We start from the raw sequence: 20,122 nt of genomic DNA, 5'->3' as shown, positions 1-20,122 counted from the left end.
AGATAACAATGAGCAATAATATCCAATACGGCTTTCATGTCGACGCAAGCAAATGTACCGGCTGTAAAACCTGTCAGGTATCGTGTAAGGATCGTAAAGACCTTCCTGTCGGCATCAACTGGCGCCGGGTCTATGAATACGGTGGCGGTCAATGGACAGAAAATGGTGATGGCACAGTAAGCCAGAACGTATTCGCCTACTACATGTCTATCGGTTGTAACCACTGTTCTGAGCCTGTGTGTGTTAAGGCCTGTCCGACTGGTGCAATGCACAAACGCCGCGAAGATGGCTTAGTCCATGTAGCTGCAGATCTGTGTATCGGTTGCGAAAGCTGTGCAAGAGCCTGTCCATACGATGCACCTCAGATAGACAAAGACCGTAAGGTGATGACCAAGTGTGACGGTTGTTATGAGCGTTTGGCCGAAGGAAAGCAGCCTTCATGTGTCGAGTCTTGCCCTATGCGTGCTATCGACTTCGGTCCTATGGACGAGTTGAAGGCTAAGTACCCTGGAGCCATCTCACCCGATGTTGCTCCGCTGCCGGAAAGTAGTGTAACGACACCAAACTTACTAATCACACCTAACCGTCACACTCGCCCAAGTGGCGCCACCGATGGAGAAGTGTTGAACTACTCAGAAGTTTAACCCCCAGCTTGGTGCCATTCTTTTGGAATGGCACCTTTTTTCCTGTTAATTGCGACAAATTTTAGTTCAACAAACGAGGTTAGCATGTCATCCCTTACCGAAAATGAGCTCCTGGAATATCAAGGCATTGCACGTATTCTTCACAATGTACTCTTTAACGACCCGACACCTGAGTTGATCCAGAGTTTTATCGAACACGATGTTGCTCAGAGCTGGCCTGAGTTTACAGGTTCGGCCCGGGAGTCGAGTGGTCGCGAGTTGCTGTCCAATTATCTCGGCCAATGGACTACAGACAAACAACAAGCCCTGAAGTTGGACTATGCACAACTCTTCTATGGTCCCGGCGAGCCTAATGCTGTGCCTTGGGGATCGGTCTACCTGAGCGAGAGACAACTCCTCAATGACAAGACGACTCTGGCACTGAAAGCATTTTACCAAGAGCAAGGGATCAGCTTCGAGCTGGATACCAATCAACCCGTGGACCATATCGGCCTGTTTTTCGCCGTATTGGATCAGCTGCTAACCCAATGGGCTCAGACTGAAGATAGTGAAGCGATAGAGCGCAGCTGCATGATACTGCTACAGCAACACCTGCTTCCATGGTCTGGTCGTTGCCTCGAACTCATGACTGAACATGCCAAAACCGACTTTTATCGCGGTATAGCATTGCTGACCCAAGCCTATTTAGAGGGGCTGATCCAAAGATTAAACCTGGTCCCTATGACAACGCGCCTGTATCGTTAATAGACAAGATTCAATATCAGGTGGGTTGATATGACTTTCATCAAGGCACTGGGAGCGCAGTGGAATAAAGGGAAGCTGGCTCAACAGCTTGAGCAGGCTCTGTTGCAGGAGCCTGAGATCCACTCCCTCTTTATTGGAGCAACTACAGTCACCACCGTCTCCAACTTGATTGCAGCCATCGGCTTTCGTGAACCAGAGACTCAAGAGCAAGAGCTGCCACTCACCCATGAATTTATGCTCACCATACTGTTCGACTGTTTTCGGTTACTGATGATAAAACAGATTGAGCATGACAATCTGAGTCAGGCCGAACACCTGATCATTCAGATTGCGAAAATTTGGGCAACGAAAGAGATGGAGGAGAAGCCAGACAATGAGATCTGCCTGACTCAATATCGAGAGTTACAACAGCAGATCCTCAACCTGACCGAACAACTCGATGAGCTCAACCGACAGAGACGACTTCAGAAAAGAAATATGGGACGTTAGCAGATACCTAATTTTTTCATCTTACTACGCATGGTATTCGGGTTGATGTCCAGCAACTGAGCGGCACCACCCGGGCCATAGAGCTTTCCCCCTGTAACCCGCAGCGCATGCTCGATATATTTTCGGGTCATGGTTTCCAGAGGCACCAGTTTATCGGTTGCATGACTGGGATCGACAATAATGGTCTCTCCCCTCTTCTCCTTATGCTCGGCTTTCACCTCAGGCACCAGGAAATCGAAATTAAGCGGCCCCTTGGGGTGCTGAATAATGGCTCTCTCAAGCACGTTTATCAGCTCCCTGACATTACCGGGCCAATGATACTGACTCAGAATGGCCAGCTGTTCTGGCGCAACCCGGGGAAGTTGATCTTGGTTGAATTTTGCCGACAGCATCTCGATAAAATGCTGCACTAGCAGAGGAATGTCGGTACGCCTCTGTCTCAGAGAGGGAATCTCAATCGGGAAAATAGCCAAGCGGTACCAGAGATCTTCACGAAACTCGCCCGTTGACACCATCGCCTTGAGGTTACGGTGCGTCGCGGCGATGACTCTGATATCCAGCTGCACGGAATCGTGGCCACCTACACGGGTAATGGTACTATTTTGCAATACCCTGAGTAGCCTGACCTGGACCGACAGTGGTAGCTCACCGATTTCATCCAGGAAAATAGTGCCGCCATTGGCTTGCTCAAAATACCCGGCCTTGCGAGACTCCGCGCCGGTGAAAGCCCCCCTCTCATAGCCGAACATTTCAGAATCGATCAGGCTCTCGGGAATCGCACCACAGTTGACCTTGATAAATGGCTTATTGGCGCGCAATGAGAGTTCATGAATAGCATTTGCTATGACCTCCTTACCACAACCGGTTTCGCCCAACATCAAGACTGTTGTATTGAGTTTGGCAATAGACTCAACCTGTTGCATCACATGCTTCAGACCAGAATGAGCACCGACAACACCATTACAGATGTTCAAGGTACGCTTAAGAGACTGATTCTGCTCAGCCAGAGCTTCATTGGCTCTGAGCAAGTTGCGCCCCTTAAGGTTAAAAGCGGTTATCAAAGAGAAAGTCTGCATGTGGGGCTCAAGCATATCCACATGTCGTGGCCTGAATACGCCGGCTTGCTTGGCATAAAAGCCGACGACCCCAAGGTGGGTATTTCCGGAAACCATTCTCAACAAGATGACTGATTTAATTTCGGGAATGACCTGAGGGGCGACAAATTGGGTCACAGTATCGAGCTCAATATCATTAACGATACGAATAATTGGCCTGTCGAGATCCTGAAGAGCCTCACACATCTCGTTACTGATAGGTATCCGTCTATCCAGGGTAGAAGACTGCTGATCATTTACCTGTGCGATAAACTGAATATCGCTGAAATCGGGACGATAGATATTCAGATAGATCCCATCGATTGGAAGATGGGATTTAATGTAATCAAAGTAGCTCTGTAGTGACTCTTCTAACTGAAGACTACTGCATAAACATTGAGTCGCTTTGTAATAGAACTTTTCCATTGATTCTTCTGAATGGCTACCGTTAAATATCATTGTAGTTCGTTATATTTCGTGATTCCGTGTTACCGATCAAAAAATTAACTTGATAATAACTATAGCTACCCGCCAAGTTCAATTAATGTGACATCAATATATTCCTCCGACTCAAAATCACAAAACCCCATAGGTATTTGTGATCAAGATTGTATTTATATAAATAACATGAGCCACCAACCTTTTATCAAATACACTAGCGCTATATCGCCATTACTTAAAAAGCGTTAAACAGATCGCATTAGATGCAGAATACAGATGTAACTAATTTAACGAAACCTAGATGTTTTCACGGCATTTAGTGTTATCGCTTGTTGATATTTCGTGTTTTGTTGACTCACATCTAATTAACTGCCATTTCCACGTATCATTTATAGCTTGGCATACTTACTGCTTTATTAAGTCTACGGTTATCAGTTTATATGCATAATTGATTCAGCCGATTAGAGATGAAAATAAAATTCAACTTATGCTGTTCGACAATAATTAATTGTTTGTGATAAAGGTCAAACTTTATATTTCACAGGCAAGAAAATCTGGATAACAGTGCCTTTTTATAAATGGCTGAACAGCATAAAAATAACTCAATAATAAACAGTAGTAACAGGAAAATGATGATGAAAAAATCCACTCAACTTATGCTGTCCGCTGTAGCGACAGCTGTGGCAATGGCCGGTTCGATCGGTTGTGCTCAGGCTCAGGAAGATGGGATTAATATTGGTGGCTCGGTTCGGGTCAACTATGGCCTGAAATTATACGATGACAGCTCAAAAGACAAAGGCGGAGACCTGGTTTTCGACACTGCGACCTTAGTCATGAAGGGAAAGAAGGGAGATTTCGGCCTGGCCGCCGAATATCGTTTCACCAAGAGCACCAACTTTATCAAATATGGTTACGGCTACTATGATATAGACCCTGACTGGCAGCTCCAGTTTGGTATTAACAAGGTTCCCTTCGGTAACCCTGGCTTTATCTCTAATAGCTGGTGGTTTGGCCTGCCTTACTACCTGGGCTTCGAAGATGATCATGATATCGGTATCAAGGCAGTTTATGAAAAGAATGGCTGGCATACGGATCTGGCCTTCTATAAAGGCGCCGAATATGGTCCGTCTGAGATCAAGCGCTACGCTACGGATCTCTTCACCGGCACCATAGATACCACCTATGACGGTATCGACAATGGCACCGAGTACAACAACGAAGAGACGAATCAGTTAAACCTCCGTCAAACCTACACCATGGAGCATGAAGGCGGTTCGACCACCTTTGGTGCATCGGTCGAAGCGGGCCAGATCTACAACAACAAAACCGGCAACAATGGCGACAGGTATGCCGTTGCTGCGCACATGGAGACACTCTACAACGGTTGGAAGTTGCAACTACAGGCGATGCAGTATGAGTATGACGCCGCCGATGCCGCAGACGACAACAAGATCGGTGTATCGGTCGTTAACTGGCAATATGAAATTGCCTCCAAGGGTCAGGTTTACAGCCTTAACCTCGCCAAGACAATGCCAACATCATGGGGTAGCGTTAAGTGTTACAACGACTTCGGTTTAATGACACCCGATGTTGCGGATTCAAGTTATGATGACAGCATTCAAAATGTTACAGGCTGTGCGGTTTCAGCTGGCCCGACTTACACCATGATCGATTTTATCATGGGCAAAAACATGACATTCTCAACGAAGAATAATGACCATGTTGGCCTGCCTGAATTTGGCGACGATCTGGACAAGCGTATTAACATTAACTTCGGATATTACTTCTAAGCCTTATCCATTACATATCGGATAAGCATATAGAAATATCACGAAGTAATTAAAGATTTAATTCCCTGCCGCCATTATTGTGATGGCACCTTAAAAAGGTTCTATGATATATAGAGCCTTTTTCATTTACTGTCACAAACTAATCTTTTTATAGATAGAGTTGTTTCCCCTCTACAGTTTCCCTGTTTACTTACCATCTAAAGATACTAGGCTTCTATTTTTCAACTCTATGAAATAAAAATAAAAATAACACATTAGTATATAGCATTATCTAACCGTTCTTACTGACCGATATTTCAAGTTCAACACGAAACTTCGTGGTCCCAATTCATCATATTTCGTGATTTGGTGTTGCAGATCATAAACCGTCGCCATTCTCGCCAATTTAGAGCAGTTGGCATAGTCACTGCAGTTACCTGTGTAATAAAGAAGATAAACAGATCGATATGCCCGGAAAGATTAAGGAACACACGAGAATGAGTGACAAACAACCAATAAGCCTTCGCAGACGTCAGCTAATTACCGGAGGAGCAGCACTCGCCGTTACCGGTCTGGGAGCCTCTCTGGCTAAACCTGTCAGTGCCGCATGTGTGCCGGCCGAAGAGGTCAAGTTTGATGAAGTTGTCGACATCATAGTGGTAGGTAGCGGTTTTGCCGGCATGTCGGCAGCATTGCAGGCCCGGGAAGCCGGAGCCAGCGTAATGGTGGTGGATAAGATGCCTGTCTTCGGTGGTAACTCCACCATCAATGGCGGCGCCATGGCCGTGGCCGGCTCCCCTCTACAGCAGCAAAACGGTATTAAGGACTCGGTAGACACTATGGTGGCCGACATGCTTGAAGCGGGCCGTGGCATGAATGATGTCGAGATGCTCAAGCTGGTATGTAATGGCACCGCCGAGTCGTGCCAATGGCTGACCGATTATGGCGTTAAGTGGAAACCCTTTGTGCAGCACTTTGGTGGTCACTCTATTCCACGTGTGCTTCAAACAGTCGAAAGCTCGGGGGCCGGTATCATTCGCCCTCTGGTCAAGGCAGCCAAGAAACGCGGCATAGATATGCGCACCCAGACCAAGCTGGAGTCTTTTATTGAGGATGACCAGGGACGCGTAACGGGTATCGAAGTTAAGGCCAACTACTTCTTCCCTAAAGAGCGCTCCGGTGTGACTCGCCGTTACGGTGCCCGCAAGGGGATCATCATGGCCACCGGCGGCTTCGGTCGTGACATCGAATATCGCAAGATGCAGCAACCTAAACTCACCAAAGAGTTGGATTCCACTAACCATCCGGGCGCCAATGCCGATGCGCTGAAGCAGATGATGCTGATCGGCGCCAACCCCATCCACCTGGATCAAATTCAGCTGGGCCCATGGGCCTCTCCAGATGAGAAAGGTTTTGGCACCGCATCACAATTTAACACCATCGCGACCTACCCCAGAGGCATAGTGGTCGATGCACGTACCGGTAAGCGTTTCTTTAACGAACTGGCCGATCGTAAGGCCCGCGCCGACGCCATCATGACCCGTCGTGACGCCCAGGGACAACCAGTTTATCCCATCGGCTTTACCAATGCCGAAGGCGCCAGCAAGGCTCAGACTCTGGATTGGGGATTGAAATATAACGTCATCAAGAAGGCTGACACGCTCGAAGAGCTGGCCAAGATCTATGGCATTCCCGCCGATGCCCTCAAGGCACAGGTAGAGAGCTGGAACAAGGCCGTCGATACCGGCGAGGACAGCGAGTTTGGCAGACCCATGCAGAAGGCGATGAAGCTGGAGCAAGGTCCCTGGTACGCCGTCCGTATGTGGCCAAAGGTTCATTACTGCATGGGTGGCGTCAAGGTAAATACCCGCTCTGAGGTGTTGCATCTGGTGACCTACAAACCAATTGCAGGACTGTTCGCAGCGGGTGAAGCAACCGGCGGTATCCACGGCGCGAGTCGTCTCGGTGCCTGCGCCGTTGCTGAAGGTGTCGTCACAGGCCGTAACGCCGGCCAAATGTGTGCCGCATCAAAAAGTATTGTGTTGAAACACGTATAATTAAGTCAAATATAAAAAGGGTTAAGATGATGAATAGTAAGCAAGTTGTTATGGCCTCTCTGGCGTTAAGCCTGATGTCAGGAAGTGCACTGGCAATGGATAGTGTGGTTTTAGATGGCCAGCATATGACACAAGCACAAGCGTGGGCAATTGCCGACGGCGCTAAGGTCAAGATTGGCGATAAGGCAGCTAAAAACCTGGTTAAGGCTCATGAGCTATTGATGGATGCGGCACGTTTAGGTAAGCCGGTCTATGGTTTAACTGTCGGTGTCGGACTGAACAAAGATCAGAAGCTATTTACCGCCGATGGCAAGCTAAGCAAGGCCGTAATGGAGGCCTCTAAGAGCTTCAACTACAGCACACTACGTGCTCACAGCGCTGCGATGGGAGAAGCCGTACCGGTTCGCCTGACCCGTGTCGCACTGGCTGTACGCCTAAACACCATTCTATCAGGTCAAACTGGTGTTCAACCATACGTTGCCGAGCTATACCAGCAGTACCTGAACAAGGGGATCACCCCGGTTATCCCATCTAAGGGCACTGTAGGTGAGGCCGATATTTTGATGGCATCCCATGTGGGTCTGGCCATGATCGGTGAGTGGGACGTGTTCTATAAAGGTAAGCGTGTCAGCAGTGTTAAGGCGATGAAGGATGCCGGCGTTAAGCCACTTAAGCCTATCGGTAAAGATGCGCTCTCTATCCTCTCTAACAACTCTGTCGCGGTTGCCTATGCCATGAAGGGTTACCGGGATGCATCACACCTGATGACGGTTTCGCCAACGGTATTCAGCCTTAGCCTGGAAGGTCTGAACGGCAACGTATCTCCATTCCTGCCTCAGACTAACGATATTCGTCCTTTCCCTTACATCAAGGAAGCAACAAGCGAAATTCTTAACCAGCTAGATGGCAGCTACCTGTGGCAGCTGAACGATCAACGTTCACTACAAGATCCACTTAGCTACCGTACAACCGCTTATACTTTTGCGGGTGCTAAGAAGGCACTGGCCGATCTGGGCGAAGTTATCGATGTACAGATTAACCACTCAGATGATAACCCAGGCGTGATTCTTAATGCATCGAAGGATTACACTCAGCATCCTCAGGTCGCTAAGTATCTTATCGAAGGTAAAGGCGGGGTATTCCCGACCACTAACTTCGAGCCGCTACCAGTTGCCTTGGCTGTTCAGGGACTCAGCGTGGCATTGACCCATGTGTCTCACAACAGTGTGATGCGCACCGTTCATCTATCAGATAGCCATTTCACTAAGCTATCTCGCTTCCTGGGTGCACCTGGTAACAATGGTCACGCTTTCGGCGCTATCCAGAAGAACTTCGTCGATATGCAGGTGCGTAACAAGCATTTGGCCAGCCCGGTTTCATTCGACGGCATCCCGGTTGCGGGTAATATCGAAGATACATTCACTAACCTGAAACTGGCTTCGGATAACCTTATCCAGATAGTCGATAACACCAACTACATCTATGGTCTCGAACTGCTGCATTCAACTCAGGCCATCGATCTGCGTAAGCTGACCAATCCAAACCTGGATATGGGTAAAGCGACCAAGGCTATGTACAAAAACTATCGCAAGCAGGTGCCATTCGTTGAGTTAGACCGTCCATTTACGCCGGATATCAAGGCGTCTTACGACTTTATCGCTCAATACTAAACGGTTAGGCGGGGCAGGTTTCTGCCCCGCAATAGGATTTCAAGATGTTTAAAACCCTTAATACTTTATTGTTAGCCTGCTTATTAGTGGCCCCGGCAGCTTCTGCGGTGCAGATGAAGGATTATCATAAAGAGATCATGACAAATGATAACGGCAAAGTTGAATGTGCCGCATGTCATGGTGATGCAAAACGTAAAACCATTCCTGCGGCGAGTCAGTGTGAGTCTTGCCACGGCAGCAGCGATGATATGGCCATGCAGACGGCGCGCCCGGAAGATGCGGGACACGATGTAGAACCGAATCCTCATGACAGCCTGCATTACGGCACCGACCTGCCTTGTACTTACTGCCATCAGGAGCACAAAGAGAGTACGGTCTACTGCAATCAATGTCATGAGTTTGAATACCCTGACATGAAGCGTTAACAGAGCTTATACCGATTGGTATTACATCACAGTCTCATTACATTTTTTGGAATAACCGGCTTTAGCTCCCAATCTCATTAAGTGAAGGTATTTTTCCGTCGTCCCGTGACCTTAAGGTCTCGGGACGTTTTTTATGGTGGACTTTAAGCAATAAATGGAACTGAGTTGGTTTTTTTTTGGCTCATCATTGACTAATGGAGGGGATTACCTATAAGACTGACCAGTATATTTACCGACTTCCGTCAGGTAGGTGCGATGTATACACCTTGAAACACAATGATGAAAAGGACTTCTCGTTAAACAAAAAGCTCGATGCTGACCGATGTACTTCCAAGCCTCGCCATAACCACCTCGACTCTAAATGCTGTAATATTCTAAGCTTAGTAAAAGCTTACAGACCCATCTAGAATTATGGTGGCCATGTTATTGGCCAACATCTGCACCTGCAGATACAGGTCCCCAATATGAGAAGCTCACACCACCAAGCGTTTCACGAGCGGAGATAAAAGCATCCATTTCGGTAAGCACGCCGGGTTGAAAGATATCTGAACGATGATTGTGGGCTACAACTTCAACATCCAATGCCGACGCAACCAGGCTCGGAGGCATATCGTTGAGCTCCAATGCAACAATATTCACTTTAGCTAAGTTATTATTGGCCTTAAAAGCCTCGACTTCTTGTCGTTGAATTCACTGTCGCCTTACGGTCATCTCTTTAGAGAATGGCTGAAATGTGATCAATAAATCTTTTTGTAGCCAAAATTTGTCGATGCGCATAGTAAGTCGCTTCTCCAGCTGGAGAGAAGGCTTGCATATTTCCCCTTGCCCGGTTAGATGCTTATCTCCTTCCTTTTTGACTACACTTATTTAATCGAAGCCTAAACAACAAGGTGAGCTGTCTATGTCAGAGAATAGGCAAGAGGGGTCCGTAAATAGCGAGTTAAGCTATCAACAAGCCCACAAACCCGCTAGTGACTTTGAAACCCGCGAAGCATATCTCAACAATGAATTGATCATAATGAGGTTCAGGCGCTGGCGACTTCATCTGCCTTTTAGAGATTTTGGTATTGAACCAGAAGATTTAGTACCGGCGCTGGCAGCCACTATAGGTAAAGTCGTCATGGTGACCGCCATGGCCGCGGCCTTTGCGGTGCAGTTTGGGCTAACACCTGAATTTGTTGCTGAGAATGTTCGTTATGAGCTTCTGATTGCTGGTGTGTTATTTGTCATTCTATTTTCAGCTTTGCTCAACCCAAACACCAACCTTGCGGGCACCCATGGCCCTATGATCCCGCTGATTCCGCTCATTGCAGCAGCAGGGGGCCACCCGTTAGCACTGGGCATCATGGTAGGGCTTTTCGGTTTATTGCTGAGCTTCAGTAAGGGAGGCTCAAAGCTAGTCAAACTAACGGGGGAAGGCGTTCGAGGGGGCTTGCTTATTTATCTTGGGGCTGTAGGTTTAATCGGTCAAATCACTAAACTCGAGCTTTGGTCTGGTAGTATCGGTCAGGGAGCCGTGTCTTTTGGCGTGATACTGGCAACCATTGTTATCTATGCCTATCTCGCTAAAATCCATAAACGCTGGCTGGCCATTCCCCTTTGTTCACTTATCGCCGGTCTTGTTGCCTTCGCAATGGGAACACCTTTTGAGTTTGTAACCGAACCCGGCCTGCCCCATTTCAGTCCAAGTTATTGGTGGGGTGAATCGACAGGTTGGCAATTAGGTTGGCCCAGCATAAGCCATTATGTCGCCGTTATTCCCTTTGCTATTTTGGCCGTCGCCATGTGGTCACCTGACTTTCTAGGCCACAGGGTCTTCCAAGAGTTGAATTACCCTAAAAAAGCCGAAGGCGTGTTGATGAATGTGGATGACACCATGACTGTGTGCTCAATTCGCCAGATTGTCGGCTCTATCCTCGGTGGCGGTAATTTAGCCTCATCCTGGGGAACCTATATGATCCCAGCCGCGATAGCTAAACGCCCGATTCCCGGCGGTGCGGTACTTACGGGCATCATGTGTGTGCTGGCCGCTGTAATTGGCTATCCAATGGATCTCGCCATGTGGGAGCCAGTGCTGAGAGTCGCATTGCTCGTTGGCGTTTTCTTACCGCTACTTGAAGCCGGAATGCAGATGGTTAGAGATACTCAGGATTCACAAGCTGCAGGGATTTGTTTGTTCTCATGCGCTTTTGTTAACCCTGTTTTTGGTTGGGCGTTAACTATGCTACTTGATAATATGGGTTTTATTGGCGACAAAACTCGCAGTGAAAAGTTATCATTGATGGACAAGCTGATCATTCCACTAACCGCCTTTATTATTTGTGTAGGCTCACTTGCACTCGTCGGGCAACTTCCGGGGATTCCTGCACTGCTGTAAAGAAAATCACATTAACTATGGGGTCTTTGTTTATTTTTTTGCGCAGCTTCGACTTTGACCGCCCTAGGGGGCGGCTCACTGATAGTGCCTTTTCTCCTGAAGCAATAACGAGCAAAGCCACCCATAATTATTTATACAAATTACTCAATAAACTACTCTTACAACCAAGCCATTAAACTAAGCAAAGTCAAAGCCACCCATTGTTAATCAATAACATATCGAGTCTAAAGCGAGTTATCAATGAGTCACATACCGATTGGTTCAAACGAACAAGTCAACGACATATTCAAAGTCGGCAATACTGTCAGCAGTCTTGTTTAAGAGGGGAGATGAAGTGCTTCTGACAAGGCTCCATCAAGAGCCCCGTATATGAAGAGTCGGTTCCGGGGGGGCAAAGGAACCGACTCTGATTTGAGGCTTACCGTCAGTATTTGTTATCCTGAGACATTAAGATATGACGTCAGACTCTTCTCTTGATCAAGCAGGCTTTTATAGAGGGTGAACTGATTCGCAGCACGCTCCAGGTTGTGATTCTCATGATGGATATGGAAATAGACATCACCATTGAGATGATCGGTTAAGAAGCGTACCCCGATCATCAGGCAGATAACACGAGCACCCAGCCAGAGACTTGCTCTCTCCTCACGGCTCAGCACATCCCCCAACTCACTCAGGTAGCCACGGCAGATAGCTGCGAAGACAGACTCACGCACACGAACATTTTCCAGCGCCCTAGAGTCCTCCTCTTCCGGCGAGCAGAAGGTACGGACCATGTCGCCAAAGTCGTACATCAGATGTCCTTTCATGCAGGTATCTAAGTCGATGATTGCCAGGCTGCTCATATCACGCTTATCGAATAACATGTTATTGATCTTGGTGTCGTTATGGCAGGTCCTGAGTGGCAGCTTAAGTGAGATTTCGTTTAACTCTTTCAGCAGTGATTGCTGAGAAAGCGCGAAGTCGACCCACTCTCGACAGGTGCTAACTCTCGCTTTAGCGTCTTTGGCAACGGCTTCCTGTAACTGCTCGATACGACCCGGTAGATGATGAAATTGCGCTATGACATCGGCAAGCTCTGTGGCATCGAGAGAGCTTAAGGCAGATGAAAAATGACCAAAGGCTTTTGCGGCGGCAAAGGCTTCATCTTCAGTACTCACCACATCGATGCTGTGGCTATGTGGAAGATAATTGATCGCTCTCCAGAACCCCTGTTCACCTAGGTCTACTGCCAGCTTTCCATCCTGAGTTCGAATCGGCTCGACCACGCTAAGGGAATAGGCACCCCGTGTTTTCTTATTTAACAGGTACTGTGCAATTTTATCGGCATTTTCGACTAATGCATTTGGTGTCTTAAATACCTGAGTATTGAGTTTCTGCAGGACAAGCTCACCCTGGCTCCAGCGCACCAGAAACGTATCGTTGATGTGACCATTCCCCAGAGGGGACACTGATGTATCCGCAGACGGAATACCATAAAATGGCAGCACAGACTGCCTAATAAAATCGATCACGCAACCACTCCATTCTTCTTATTTACAAGCTCATTGAGCTTATTTTGCACCCACGCTACATCCTGAGGGTAGGTCACTCCAAACCAGGGCTCTTGAGCCGTTTCGACCCGTATCACTCTGGCTTCTTGTTCATTATTAGGTTGTTTATTAAGTTTTGCTGAATCCATATGATGCTGAATGACGGTGGGCAGGTAGCACTCCGCTCTTTGTTCATGGCCATGCTCAACTATAAACTGATTCAGTGCATCCTCTAGGACAGAAAAAATAGCGGCTGAGAAACCCCAACAGGTCATAGAGACAGGTGTAGAGGACTTCAGATTGCCAGACTCACCATCACATAAACCCACTAAACCTTGGGGCTCTTGCCTAATATCGGTCCACTCGGCAACACCTTGCAGCACACCTTGATCGACCCGACACACGCCTCTATTCACTCCGCCATGTTCAGACAGGGTTAGATGCAGTGGATAAGCCACCAACATCCACTCTTGCGGCCTGTTTCGTAAACCTTGAGCCAACAGTTCGAAAGCGGTATCACCATAAAAATCGTCGGCATTAATCACCGCCATTAAGCCTTTAACTTTGTGGCGCGTACACCAGAGTGCATGCGCAGTACCCCAAGGTTTCAGCCTATGGTCAAAGGTATCGAAATGAGTTAACGCTTCTGCCGGGAGATCATCAATTTTTTGATAGCAAAAATGGTATTGGAATTCAGATGACACCTGAGGTTTGACTCGCTCACAAAACAGAGACTCGAGCTGTGCTTCGAGCTCGGGCCTTATCACCAGGACAACCTGAGTGAAACCTGCCTTATATGCCGATATGGTTGACAGTTCCAACATGGTTTCGCCATTTGGCCCTAAGGCGGCCAACTGCTTATCTCCACCGAATCGACTACCGAGTCCCGCCGCCATAATGACTAGCGTTAACGGTCTATTTTCATTCATGATTGCTGTAAGCGTCATACACTAAATTTCTACACCATTATTCGGTCGCCGCTACTTAGCGAACCATGCACAACCGGAAAGTCTAAAGAGAAAGCCAATTTTTATCCAGCTATAAAACCCAGCCTATAAATAGGGGATAAAAGATCCACTCTTTGCCAGCGCAGACTGACTACCTTTCAGGCTAAAATCATAGCCACAGAGCTTCACGCTACCGCGGCGTGCGATATCGCTGATAATGGATTCGGTATCGAGCGGTGAGAACCTGGCTTCTATGCCTGTATCCGGCATCTGCTCCACAGTTACCGGGCGATAACGCGTACCATTATTAAAAATCAGATGAGCACAGGTTTTGTCTCCCTGAGCCGTTGCCAGAGACCAGATAGTTCCGGGCTCCTCGGTTTCCCCCAGCCAGCGCATCACCAATAGATCATGTTCCAGGATCAGGCTGAATCCATCGGGAAGCTTAACTTCATCCCTTTTGACGATAATCTGAGGCGCCGATACCTCCGGCTCTTGTGCGACATCTTCATCGCCTGCCGCCCCGGAAAATAGCGACCACACTCCGGCGATGAGTATCATGCATGATAGCCCGCCAACCGAGGCCAGAAGCAGCCTCCTGTTTTGCTTAGCCCATGAGCTCCATTGCTCCAATGAGATACCATCGAAACCTCTGCCGGTTTCCTCATATGACTCAGGCTCTTCAACCTGCTCAGACATGTTATCTGAAATGTGTCCCCCAACAGGCGCCGCTGAGCCGTCTAAGGTTGGCTCAACCCTCTTACGTCCTTTCCCGCCTGCGGTCATGGCAGCGGGTCCGGAATAACCCTGATGATAATGGCTGTTTTTACTCGCCGATCTCTGCATCGCCAGAAAGCCTGTTATAAGAGTGGCAAAGACGACACAACTTGCAGAAAAGCTAAGACTGTCGCCATAGACAAGAGAGAGAACAAAAAACAGCAGAGGAATAAAGCTCAAACCGAGCAACCAAGCCGGTCTGGCTGCATCGCGCATACGGCGCAGACCGCTAAGGCCAAGGAGAGGCGTCAAGAACAGGCCAATGATGATCAGTGCCGAACTGGCTCCGATAAAGATGAACCCTAATAATAAAATAAGGTAAGCCAGCGCACTGATAAGCGCAAATCTAGGACCATTATCTCGTCCCCGGACACAAAAGAGCGATCTATACTGCATGAATTTCGATACCTAACAATAACTTTCGAATGGGAAATAACTAGCTTAAACGGCGCAATAAACGCCCAAAAAATGCCTCGATATCAAAATATCACTTTGGCCTCAGCTAAATAACCAGCTTTAACTGCTAACAGACTAACCAATTTCTCTCTCAAAGTCAGTGCCAGCTTGAAAAATTCAGCTGCCGGATCTCTTTCTCCGTTTGCAGTAACATCTGACTCCCCTACTGCTTCATAAAAAGTGCCTGAGGCAGATCTTAATTGAAGTAAACTGACACTAGCGCCACGCCCTTGCTAGGCTGTATAATATCCGGATCACCCGTAAATGCGGGCAACCTTTCGTTTTCACCTTTTGGATACTTAGCAAATGACCGCACGCGGAAACCTATTTATCGTATCGGCACCGAGTGGTGCGGGTAAGTCTTCACTGATATCGGCACTATTGAAAGATAAACCGACTGACAAGCAAGTTTCTGTGTCTCATACCACGCGCCAGCCGCGCCCCGGTGAAGTGAATGGCCAACACTACCATTTTGTTACTGTCGAAGAGTTCAAAGCATTAATTGAAGAAAACGCGTTTTTCGAGTGGGCCGAAGTGTTCGGTAACTACTATGGCACATCGCGCAGAGTTATCGAGCAGACCCTTAATGAAGGTATCGATGTGTTTCTCGATATCGACTGGCAAGGGGCTCAGCAGGTTAAGAAATTGATGCCTGAATCCATAGGGGTATTTATTTTACCGCCTTCGAGAGCCGAATTAGAACGCCGCCTGGCGGGTCGAGGTCAGGATAGCAATGAGATCATCGCAGGCCGTATGGCGCAAGCCGCATCAGAGATCTCACATTATGCTGAATACGACTTCATCATTATTAACGATGACTTCGATACCGCCCTCGCCGATTTAATCGCCATTATTCGCAGCCAACGCTTAACTGGTGCTGGCCAAATTCATGCTCAAAATGATATGATTAAAGATCTGTTGGCAGACTAGCTGTCATCATGTACAATTTTGCGTCATTTTTTCATCCTAACACTGGAGTTCCATACATGGCTCGCGTAACTGTAGAAGACGCCGTAAACCAAATCGGCAACCGTTTTGATATGATCCTGGTTGCAGCGCGTCGTGCTCGCCAAATCGCTGTGCAGGGTAAAGACCCTATGGTTGAAGAAGAGAACGACAAGCCTACGGTTATCGCTCTTCGCGAAATCGAATTAGGTTTAGTCACTGCTGACACTTTGGATGCCGATGAGCGCCAAACTGTTCGTGAACGTGAAGCGGCAGAAATTGCTGCTGTTGCTGCGATTGCTGAAGGTCGTAACAACGTAATATAAGGAGTATATCCACTTGTATCTGTTTGAAGGTCTCAAGGAGTCTGCATCGGGTTATTTAGAACCTGATCAGGTAGAATTACTCAAGCAGGCCTATCAGGTGGCGCGTGATGCCCATGAAGGTCAAATGCGCACAAGTGGTGAACCTTATATCACACACCCGGTTGCGGTAGCCCGCATCCTGGCCGATATGCGTCTCGATCATGAGACGCTTATGGCTGCCCTCCTGCACGACACCATTGAAGACACACCGGTTACCAAAGAGGAGCTCGCTGAGATTTTCAGTGAATCCATCGCCGAGCTGGTCGAAGGCGTCTCCAAACTCGATAAGCTAAAATTCCGCGATAAGAAAGAAGCCCAGGCCGAAAACTTCCGTAAGATGATGATGGCAATGACTCAAGATATTCGAGTTATCCTGATTAAATTAGCCGATCGCACTCACAATATGCGCACACTCGGAGCACTCAGACCCGATAAACGTCGCCGTATTGCCAGAGAAACCCTCGAAATTTATGCACCCATCGCTAATCGTCTCGGTATTCACAATATCAAGATAGAGCTGGAAGACTTAGGCTTTCAAGCCTATTACCCAATGCGTTACCGTGTGCTTAAAGAGGTGGTTAAAGCCGCCAGAGGCAATCGTAAAGAGCTGATCCAAAGCATCGAGGCCGCGGTGCATACTCGCCTCGAAGACACCGGATTGCAGGGCACCGTTAAGGGCCGAGAAAAGAATCTCTACTCCATCTATAACAAGATGCGTAGCAAGGAACTTCAATTCCAGGAAGTGATGGATATCTATGCCTTCCGCGTAATTGTCGATTCCATAGACACCTGTTACCGCGTCATGGGTGCTATGCATGGGCTATACAAGCCTCGCCCGGGACGTTTCAAAGATTATATCGCTATCCCTAAAGCCAACGGTTACCAATCCTTGCATACCTCATTGTTTGGTCCTCACGCTGTACCCGTTGAGATACAGATCCGTACCGAAGATATGGACCAGATGGCTGATAAAGGGGTTGCGGCACATTGGGTCTACAAGAAAGGCAGTTCCGCAGAACAAGGGACCACGACACAAGTCCGTGCCCGTAAGTGGATGCAGAGCCTGCTGGAATTGCAGCAGAGCGCCAGTACCTCGTTCGAATTCGTCGAAAACTTTAAGACCGAGCTCTTCCCTGAAGAGATCTATGTCTTTACTCCCGAAGGGCGCATTCTCGAACTTCCCGTCGGTGCAACACCCGTCGATTTTGCCTATGAAGTTCATACCGATGTGGGTAATACCTGTGTCGGCGCGCGCGTGAATCGTCAGGCCTATCCACTTAGCCAGCCATTGATCTCGGGGCAAACCGTTGAAATTATTACGGCCAAGGGGGCCAGGCCCAATGCCGCCTGGTTGAACTTTGTTGTTACGGGTAAGGCTCGCGCTAAGATCCGCCAGATATTGAAGAGCCTCAAAGAGGTCGACGCGGTAGCACTGGGTAAGCGTCTGTTAAATCATGCATTGGGCGAAACTAAGTTAGATACTATTTCGGCCGAACAGATCGACAGCGTCGTCAACGACACCAAACATAACACCTTAGATGAGCTATTGGCCGATATTGGCTTAGGCAATGCCATGAGCATTGTTATCGCTCAGCGACTTCGTGGCGATCAGATAGAGCAGCACGAAGATAAAGACTCCAACATGATGCCGATCAGAGGCGCCGAAGGCATGCTGGTGACCTTTGCCAACTGTTGTCGCCCAATCCCCGGCGATGCCGTCATCGCCCACGTTAGCCCGGGCAAAGGCCTGGTCGTACACATGGAAAGTTGTGCCAATATTCGTGGTTATCAGGGTGAGCCGGATAAATATATTCCAGTCCAATGGGACAGCGCAGAGGGCGTCGAGTACCAGGCGAACTTGCGAGTAGAGATAGTGAATCATCAAGGAGCCTTGGCTAAAATCACCTCGATTGTTGCCGCCGAAGGCGCCAATATTCACAATCTCAGCACCGAAGAGCGTGATGGCAGAGTCTTCCTCATCAATCTGCGCGTTTCAGTCAGAGACCGAATTCACTTGGCCAACGTGATGCGACGCATCAGAGTATTACCTGAAGTATTACGTACATCCCGTAATCGCTAGACTTCGGAATGACTGAGTTTCGTATTCATTTAGTTTTGTAAGCGTTAAATTCCTAATCGATAGTTAGTTAACAAAACAGAGAGAGTGTTATGGCAGAAAAAATCATCATCGCCACAGATAAAGCTCCACAAGCGATCGGCACCTATTCTCAAGCCGTAAGAGTTGGTAGCACCGTCTACCTTTCGGGTCAGATCCCACTGAATCCGGAAACTATGCAGATGGTCAGCGATGAGTTTGAAGCGCAAGTGGTCCAGGTATTTGAAAACCTTACTGCAGTTTGTGAGGCGGCGGGTGGCTCACTCAGCGATATCGTTAAACTCAATATCTTCATGACTGACTTGAGTCACTTCGCTACCGTGAATGAGATCATGGAACGTTACTTCTCTCAGCCTTATCCTGCTCGCGCCGCTATCGGAGTTAAGCAATTACCAAAAGATTCTCTGGTTGAGATGGATGGAGTCATGGAGATTTAATCTCTATCTCTGCACAGTTAGGGCGCTGCGGCGCCCTTTTGTTATTTAAACCTATTAGAAGTAAGCCATGAGTCCAGAACGCTTTGCACGCATCAATGAGATGCTAGACAACCGCCAGCCAGATCTCACCCTCTGCCTCGATAAAGTCCATAAGACCAATAATATCGCCGCGGTCATACGTACCGCCGATGCCGTGGGGATCCATCAAGTTCACGCCATCTGGCCAGATCTTGATATGCGTGTCTCTGGCAATACAGCTTCGGGTAGCCAGCAGTGGGTCAAGACCATCAGGCATGATCATATGGACGAGGCCCAGACGCAGTTTCGTGCTCAGGGAATGCAAATTCTGGCGACTAATTTTTCTGAAGATGCGGTAGATTTTCGCGAGATTGACTATACACGCCCCACCGCCATTATCTTAGGTAATGAGCGAGATGGCGTGAGTCCGGAGGGGATCGCTGCGGCCGATCAACATATCATCATACCTATGATAGGCATGGTCCAATCCCTGAATGTATCGGTAGCATCGGCTCTCATCATGTATGAGGCGCAGCGTCAGAGAGAGGCTGCGGGAATGTACGGCCAGCGCAGACTCGATGAAGACTACTGCCAGGTAAAACTGTTCGAACAGGGTCATCCGATTTATGCTAAAGCCTGCCGACGTAAAAGCATCCCCTATCCTAAGGTAGATGCGTTGGGACAGATTGTCGCAGACGCAGCCTGGTGGGAAAGGATGCGGTCACCACAAAAAGCAGTCAAGTAAACCTATTTGAAGCTCTGTTAACGGGTCGGCCAGACACACCTGAACGACCCGAACAGTCACAACTCATATCCTCAAAA

The 20,122-nt window shown here is 48.1% G+C and carries 18 protein-coding genes; 13 read left to right on the top strand and 5 right to left on the bottom strand.

Annotation, left to right across the window (positions count from 1 at the left end):
* Window positions 1-8: 8 nt before the first annotated feature.
* The 3 genes from SSED_RS01800 to SSED_RS01790 all read left to right on the top strand — a co-directional run bounded on the left by SSED_RS01800 (window position 9) and on the right by SSED_RS01790 (window position 1,877).
* Window positions 9-644 (top strand): DMSO/selenate family reductase complex B subunit, encoded by a 636-nt coding sequence (locus SSED_RS01800; protein WP_012140700.1) that lies wholly within the window; start codon window positions 9-11, stop codon window positions 642-644.
* A gap of 84 nt (window positions 645-728) precedes the next feature.
* Window positions 729-1,388 (top strand): TorD/DmsD family molecular chaperone, encoded by a 660-nt coding sequence (locus SSED_RS01795; protein ID WP_012140699.1) that lies wholly within the window; start codon window positions 729-731, stop codon window positions 1,386-1,388.
* Window positions 1,389-1,418: 30 nt separating this feature from the next.
* The gene (locus SSED_RS01790) at window positions 1,419-1,877 is read left to right on the top strand and encodes a hypothetical protein (protein WP_012140698.1); all 459 of its coding nucleotides are present in this window, start codon (window positions 1,419-1,421) and stop codon (window positions 1,875-1,877) included.
* Here SSED_RS01790 and SSED_RS01785 read toward each other — a convergent pair.
* The gene (locus tag SSED_RS01785) at window positions 1,874-3,397 is read right to left on the bottom strand and encodes a sigma-54-dependent Fis family transcriptional regulator (protein WP_190273182.1); all 1,524 of its coding nucleotides are present in this window, start codon (window positions 3,395-3,397) and stop codon (window positions 1,874-1,876) included. The genes SSED_RS01790 and SSED_RS01785 overlap by 4 nt on opposite strands.
* Window positions 3,398-4,044: 647 nt before the next feature.
* Between SSED_RS01785 and SSED_RS01780 the strand changes: the two genes are divergently transcribed.
* The 4 genes from SSED_RS01780 to SSED_RS01765 all read left to right on the top strand — a co-directional run bounded on the left by SSED_RS01780 (window position 4,045) and on the right by SSED_RS01765 (window position 9,333).
* Window positions 4,045-5,202: a hypothetical protein gene (locus tag SSED_RS01780; RefSeq protein ID WP_012140696.1), complete on the top strand. Its 1,158-nt coding sequence runs from the start codon at window positions 4,045-4,047 to the stop codon at window positions 5,200-5,202.
* Window positions 5,203-5,678: 476 nt separating this feature from the next.
* Window positions 5,679-7,238 carry a flavocytochrome c gene (locus SSED_RS01775; RefSeq protein ID WP_012140695.1) on the top strand — a complete coding sequence of 520 codons (1,560 nt, stop codon included), beginning with the start codon at window positions 5,679-5,681 and terminating at the stop codon, window positions 7,236-7,238.
* Window positions 7,239-7,264: 26 nt separating this feature from the next.
* A complete protein-coding gene (locus SSED_RS01770; protein ID WP_012140694.1) occupies window positions 7,265-8,908 on the top strand; it encodes an HAL/PAL/TAL family ammonia-lyase in 1,644 nt (547 codons plus the stop codon).
* Window positions 8,909-8,952: 44 nt separating this feature from the next.
* Entirely contained in the window at window positions 8,953-9,333 is a 381-nt protein-coding gene (locus SSED_RS01765) for a cytochrome c3 family protein (RefSeq protein WP_012140693.1), read from the top strand.
* Between the two features lie 423 nt (window positions 9,334-9,756).
* Here SSED_RS01765 and SSED_RS01760 read toward each other — a convergent pair whose 3' ends face one another.
* Window positions 9,757-9,942 (bottom strand): hypothetical protein, encoded by a 186-nt coding sequence (locus tag SSED_RS01760; RefSeq protein ID WP_012140692.1) that lies wholly within the window; start codon window positions 9,940-9,942, stop codon window positions 9,757-9,759.
* A 292-nt stretch (window positions 9,943-10,234) separates the two neighbouring features.
* Between SSED_RS01760 and SSED_RS01755 the strand changes: the two genes are divergently transcribed.
* Window positions 10,235-11,710: a DUF3360 family protein gene (locus tag SSED_RS01755; RefSeq protein WP_012004479.1), complete on the top strand. Its 1,476-nt coding sequence runs from the start codon at window positions 10,235-10,237 to the stop codon at window positions 11,708-11,710.
* Between the two features lie 434 nt (window positions 11,711-12,144).
* Here the strand turns inward: SSED_RS01755 and SSED_RS01750 are convergent, their stop codons facing one another.
* The 3 genes from SSED_RS01750 to SSED_RS01740 all read right to left on the bottom strand — a co-directional run bounded on the left by SSED_RS01750 (window position 12,145) and on the right by SSED_RS01740 (window position 15,359).
* Complete coding sequence (locus tag SSED_RS01750; RefSeq protein ID WP_012004478.1) at window positions 12,145-13,221, bottom strand: phosphotransferase enzyme family protein; 1,077 nt, start codon at window positions 13,219-13,221, stop codon at window positions 12,145-12,147.
* Window positions 13,218-14,186, bottom strand: coding sequence for an NTP transferase domain-containing protein (locus tag SSED_RS01745; protein WP_012004477.1), 969 nt, complete (start codon window positions 14,184-14,186; stop codon window positions 13,218-13,220). Before SSED_RS01745 ends, SSED_RS01750 begins: the two co-directional genes overlap by 4 nt.
* Before the next feature lie 105 nt (window positions 14,187-14,291).
* The gene (locus tag SSED_RS01740; RefSeq protein ID WP_012004476.1) at window positions 14,292-15,359 is read right to left on the bottom strand and encodes a DUF805 domain-containing protein; all 1,068 of its coding nucleotides are present in this window, start codon (window positions 15,357-15,359) and stop codon (window positions 14,292-14,294) included.
* A gap of 366 nt (window positions 15,360-15,725) precedes the next feature.
* On the opposite strand from SSED_RS01740, the gene gmk reads away from it, so the two are divergent.
* From gmk to trmH, 5 genes are all read left to right on the top strand, one after another.
* A complete protein-coding gene (gene gmk, locus SSED_RS01735; protein ID WP_012004475.1) occupies window positions 15,726-16,349 on the top strand; it encodes a guanylate kinase in 624 nt (207 codons plus the stop codon).
* 56 nt (window positions 16,350-16,405) lie between these two features.
* Entirely contained in the window at window positions 16,406-16,690 is a 285-nt protein-coding gene (gene rpoZ / locus SSED_RS01730; RefSeq protein ID WP_012004474.1) for a DNA-directed RNA polymerase subunit omega, read from the top strand.
* Window positions 16,691-16,703: 13 nt separating this feature from the next.
* Window positions 16,704-18,809, top strand: a complete 2,106-nt coding sequence (spoT, locus tag SSED_RS01725) for a bifunctional GTP diphosphokinase/guanosine-3',5'-bis pyrophosphate 3'-pyrophosphohydrolase (protein WP_012004473.1) — start codon at window positions 16,704-16,706, stop codon at window positions 18,807-18,809.
* An 89-nt stretch (window positions 18,810-18,898) separates the two neighbouring features.
* The gene (ridA, locus tag SSED_RS01720) at window positions 18,899-19,282 is read left to right on the top strand and encodes a deaminase RidA (RefSeq protein ID WP_012004472.1); all 384 of its coding nucleotides are present in this window, start codon (window positions 18,899-18,901) and stop codon (window positions 19,280-19,282) included.
* Window positions 19,283-19,349: 67 nt separating this feature from the next.
* Window positions 19,350-20,045, top strand: coding sequence for a tRNA (guanosine(18)-2'-O)-methyltransferase TrmH (gene trmH, locus SSED_RS01715; protein ID WP_012004471.1), 696 nt, complete (start codon window positions 19,350-19,352; stop codon window positions 20,043-20,045).
* Window positions 20,046-20,122: the final 77 nt, after the last annotated feature.

Source organism: Shewanella sediminis HAW-EB3, from assembly GCF_000018025.1.
Taxonomy (GTDB): domain Bacteria; phylum Pseudomonadota; class Gammaproteobacteria; order Enterobacterales; family Shewanellaceae; genus Shewanella; species Shewanella sediminis.
Note: the sequence above shows the minus strand (reverse complement) of the source record. Positions and strands in the feature narration are given on the sequence as shown.

Bases quoted from the DNA above. Each gene is read 5' to 3' on its own strand.
- SSED_RS01760 (WP_012140692.1), bottom strand. From the start codon at position 9,942: ATGCCTCCGAGCCTGGTTGCGTCGGCATTGGATGTTGAAGTTGTAGCC.
- SSED_RS01770 (WP_012140694.1), top strand. From the start codon at position 7,265: ATGATGAATAGTAAGCAAGTTGTTATGGCCTCTCTGGCGTTAAGCCTG.
- SSED_RS01800 (WP_012140700.1), top strand. From the start codon at position 9: ATGAGCAATAATATCCAATACGGCTTTCATGTCGACGCAAGCAAATGT.
- SSED_RS01745 (WP_012004477.1), bottom strand. From the start codon at position 14,186: ATGACGCTTACAGCAATCATGAATGAAAATAGACCGTTAACGCTAGTC.
- SSED_RS01765 (WP_012140693.1), top strand. From the start codon at position 8,953: ATGTTTAAAACCCTTAATACTTTATTGTTAGCCTGCTTATTAGTGGCC.
- SSED_RS01795 (WP_012140699.1), top strand. From the start codon at position 729: ATGTCATCCCTTACCGAAAATGAGCTCCTGGAATATCAAGGCATTGCA.
- SSED_RS01775 (WP_012140695.1), top strand. From the start codon at position 5,679: ATGAGTGACAAACAACCAATAAGCCTTCGCAGACGTCAGCTAATTACC.
- gmk (WP_012004475.1), top strand. From the start codon at position 15,726: ATGACCGCACGCGGAAACCTATTTATCGTATCGGCACCGAGTGGTGCG.
- SSED_RS01755 (WP_012004479.1), top strand. From the start codon at position 10,235: ATGTCAGAGAATAGGCAAGAGGGGTCCGTAAATAGCGAGTTAAGCTAT.
- SSED_RS01740 (WP_012004476.1), bottom strand. From the start codon at position 15,359: ATGCAGTATAGATCGCTCTTTTGTGTCCGGGGACGAGATAATGGTCCT.
- ridA (WP_012004472.1), top strand. From the start codon at position 18,899: ATGGCAGAAAAAATCATCATCGCCACAGATAAAGCTCCACAAGCGATC.
- SSED_RS01785 (WP_190273182.1), bottom strand. From the start codon at position 3,397: ATGGAAAAGTTCTATTACAAAGCGACTCAATGTTTATGCAGTAGTCTT.
- SSED_RS01790 (WP_012140698.1), top strand. From the start codon at position 1,419: ATGACTTTCATCAAGGCACTGGGAGCGCAGTGGAATAAAGGGAAGCTG.
- SSED_RS01780 (WP_012140696.1), top strand. From the start codon at position 4,045: ATGATGAAAAAATCCACTCAACTTATGCTGTCCGCTGTAGCGACAGCT.
- trmH (WP_012004471.1), top strand. From the start codon at position 19,350: ATGAGTCCAGAACGCTTTGCACGCATCAATGAGATGCTAGACAACCGC.
- rpoZ (WP_012004474.1), top strand. From the start codon at position 16,406: ATGGCTCGCGTAACTGTAGAAGACGCCGTAAACCAAATCGGCAACCGT.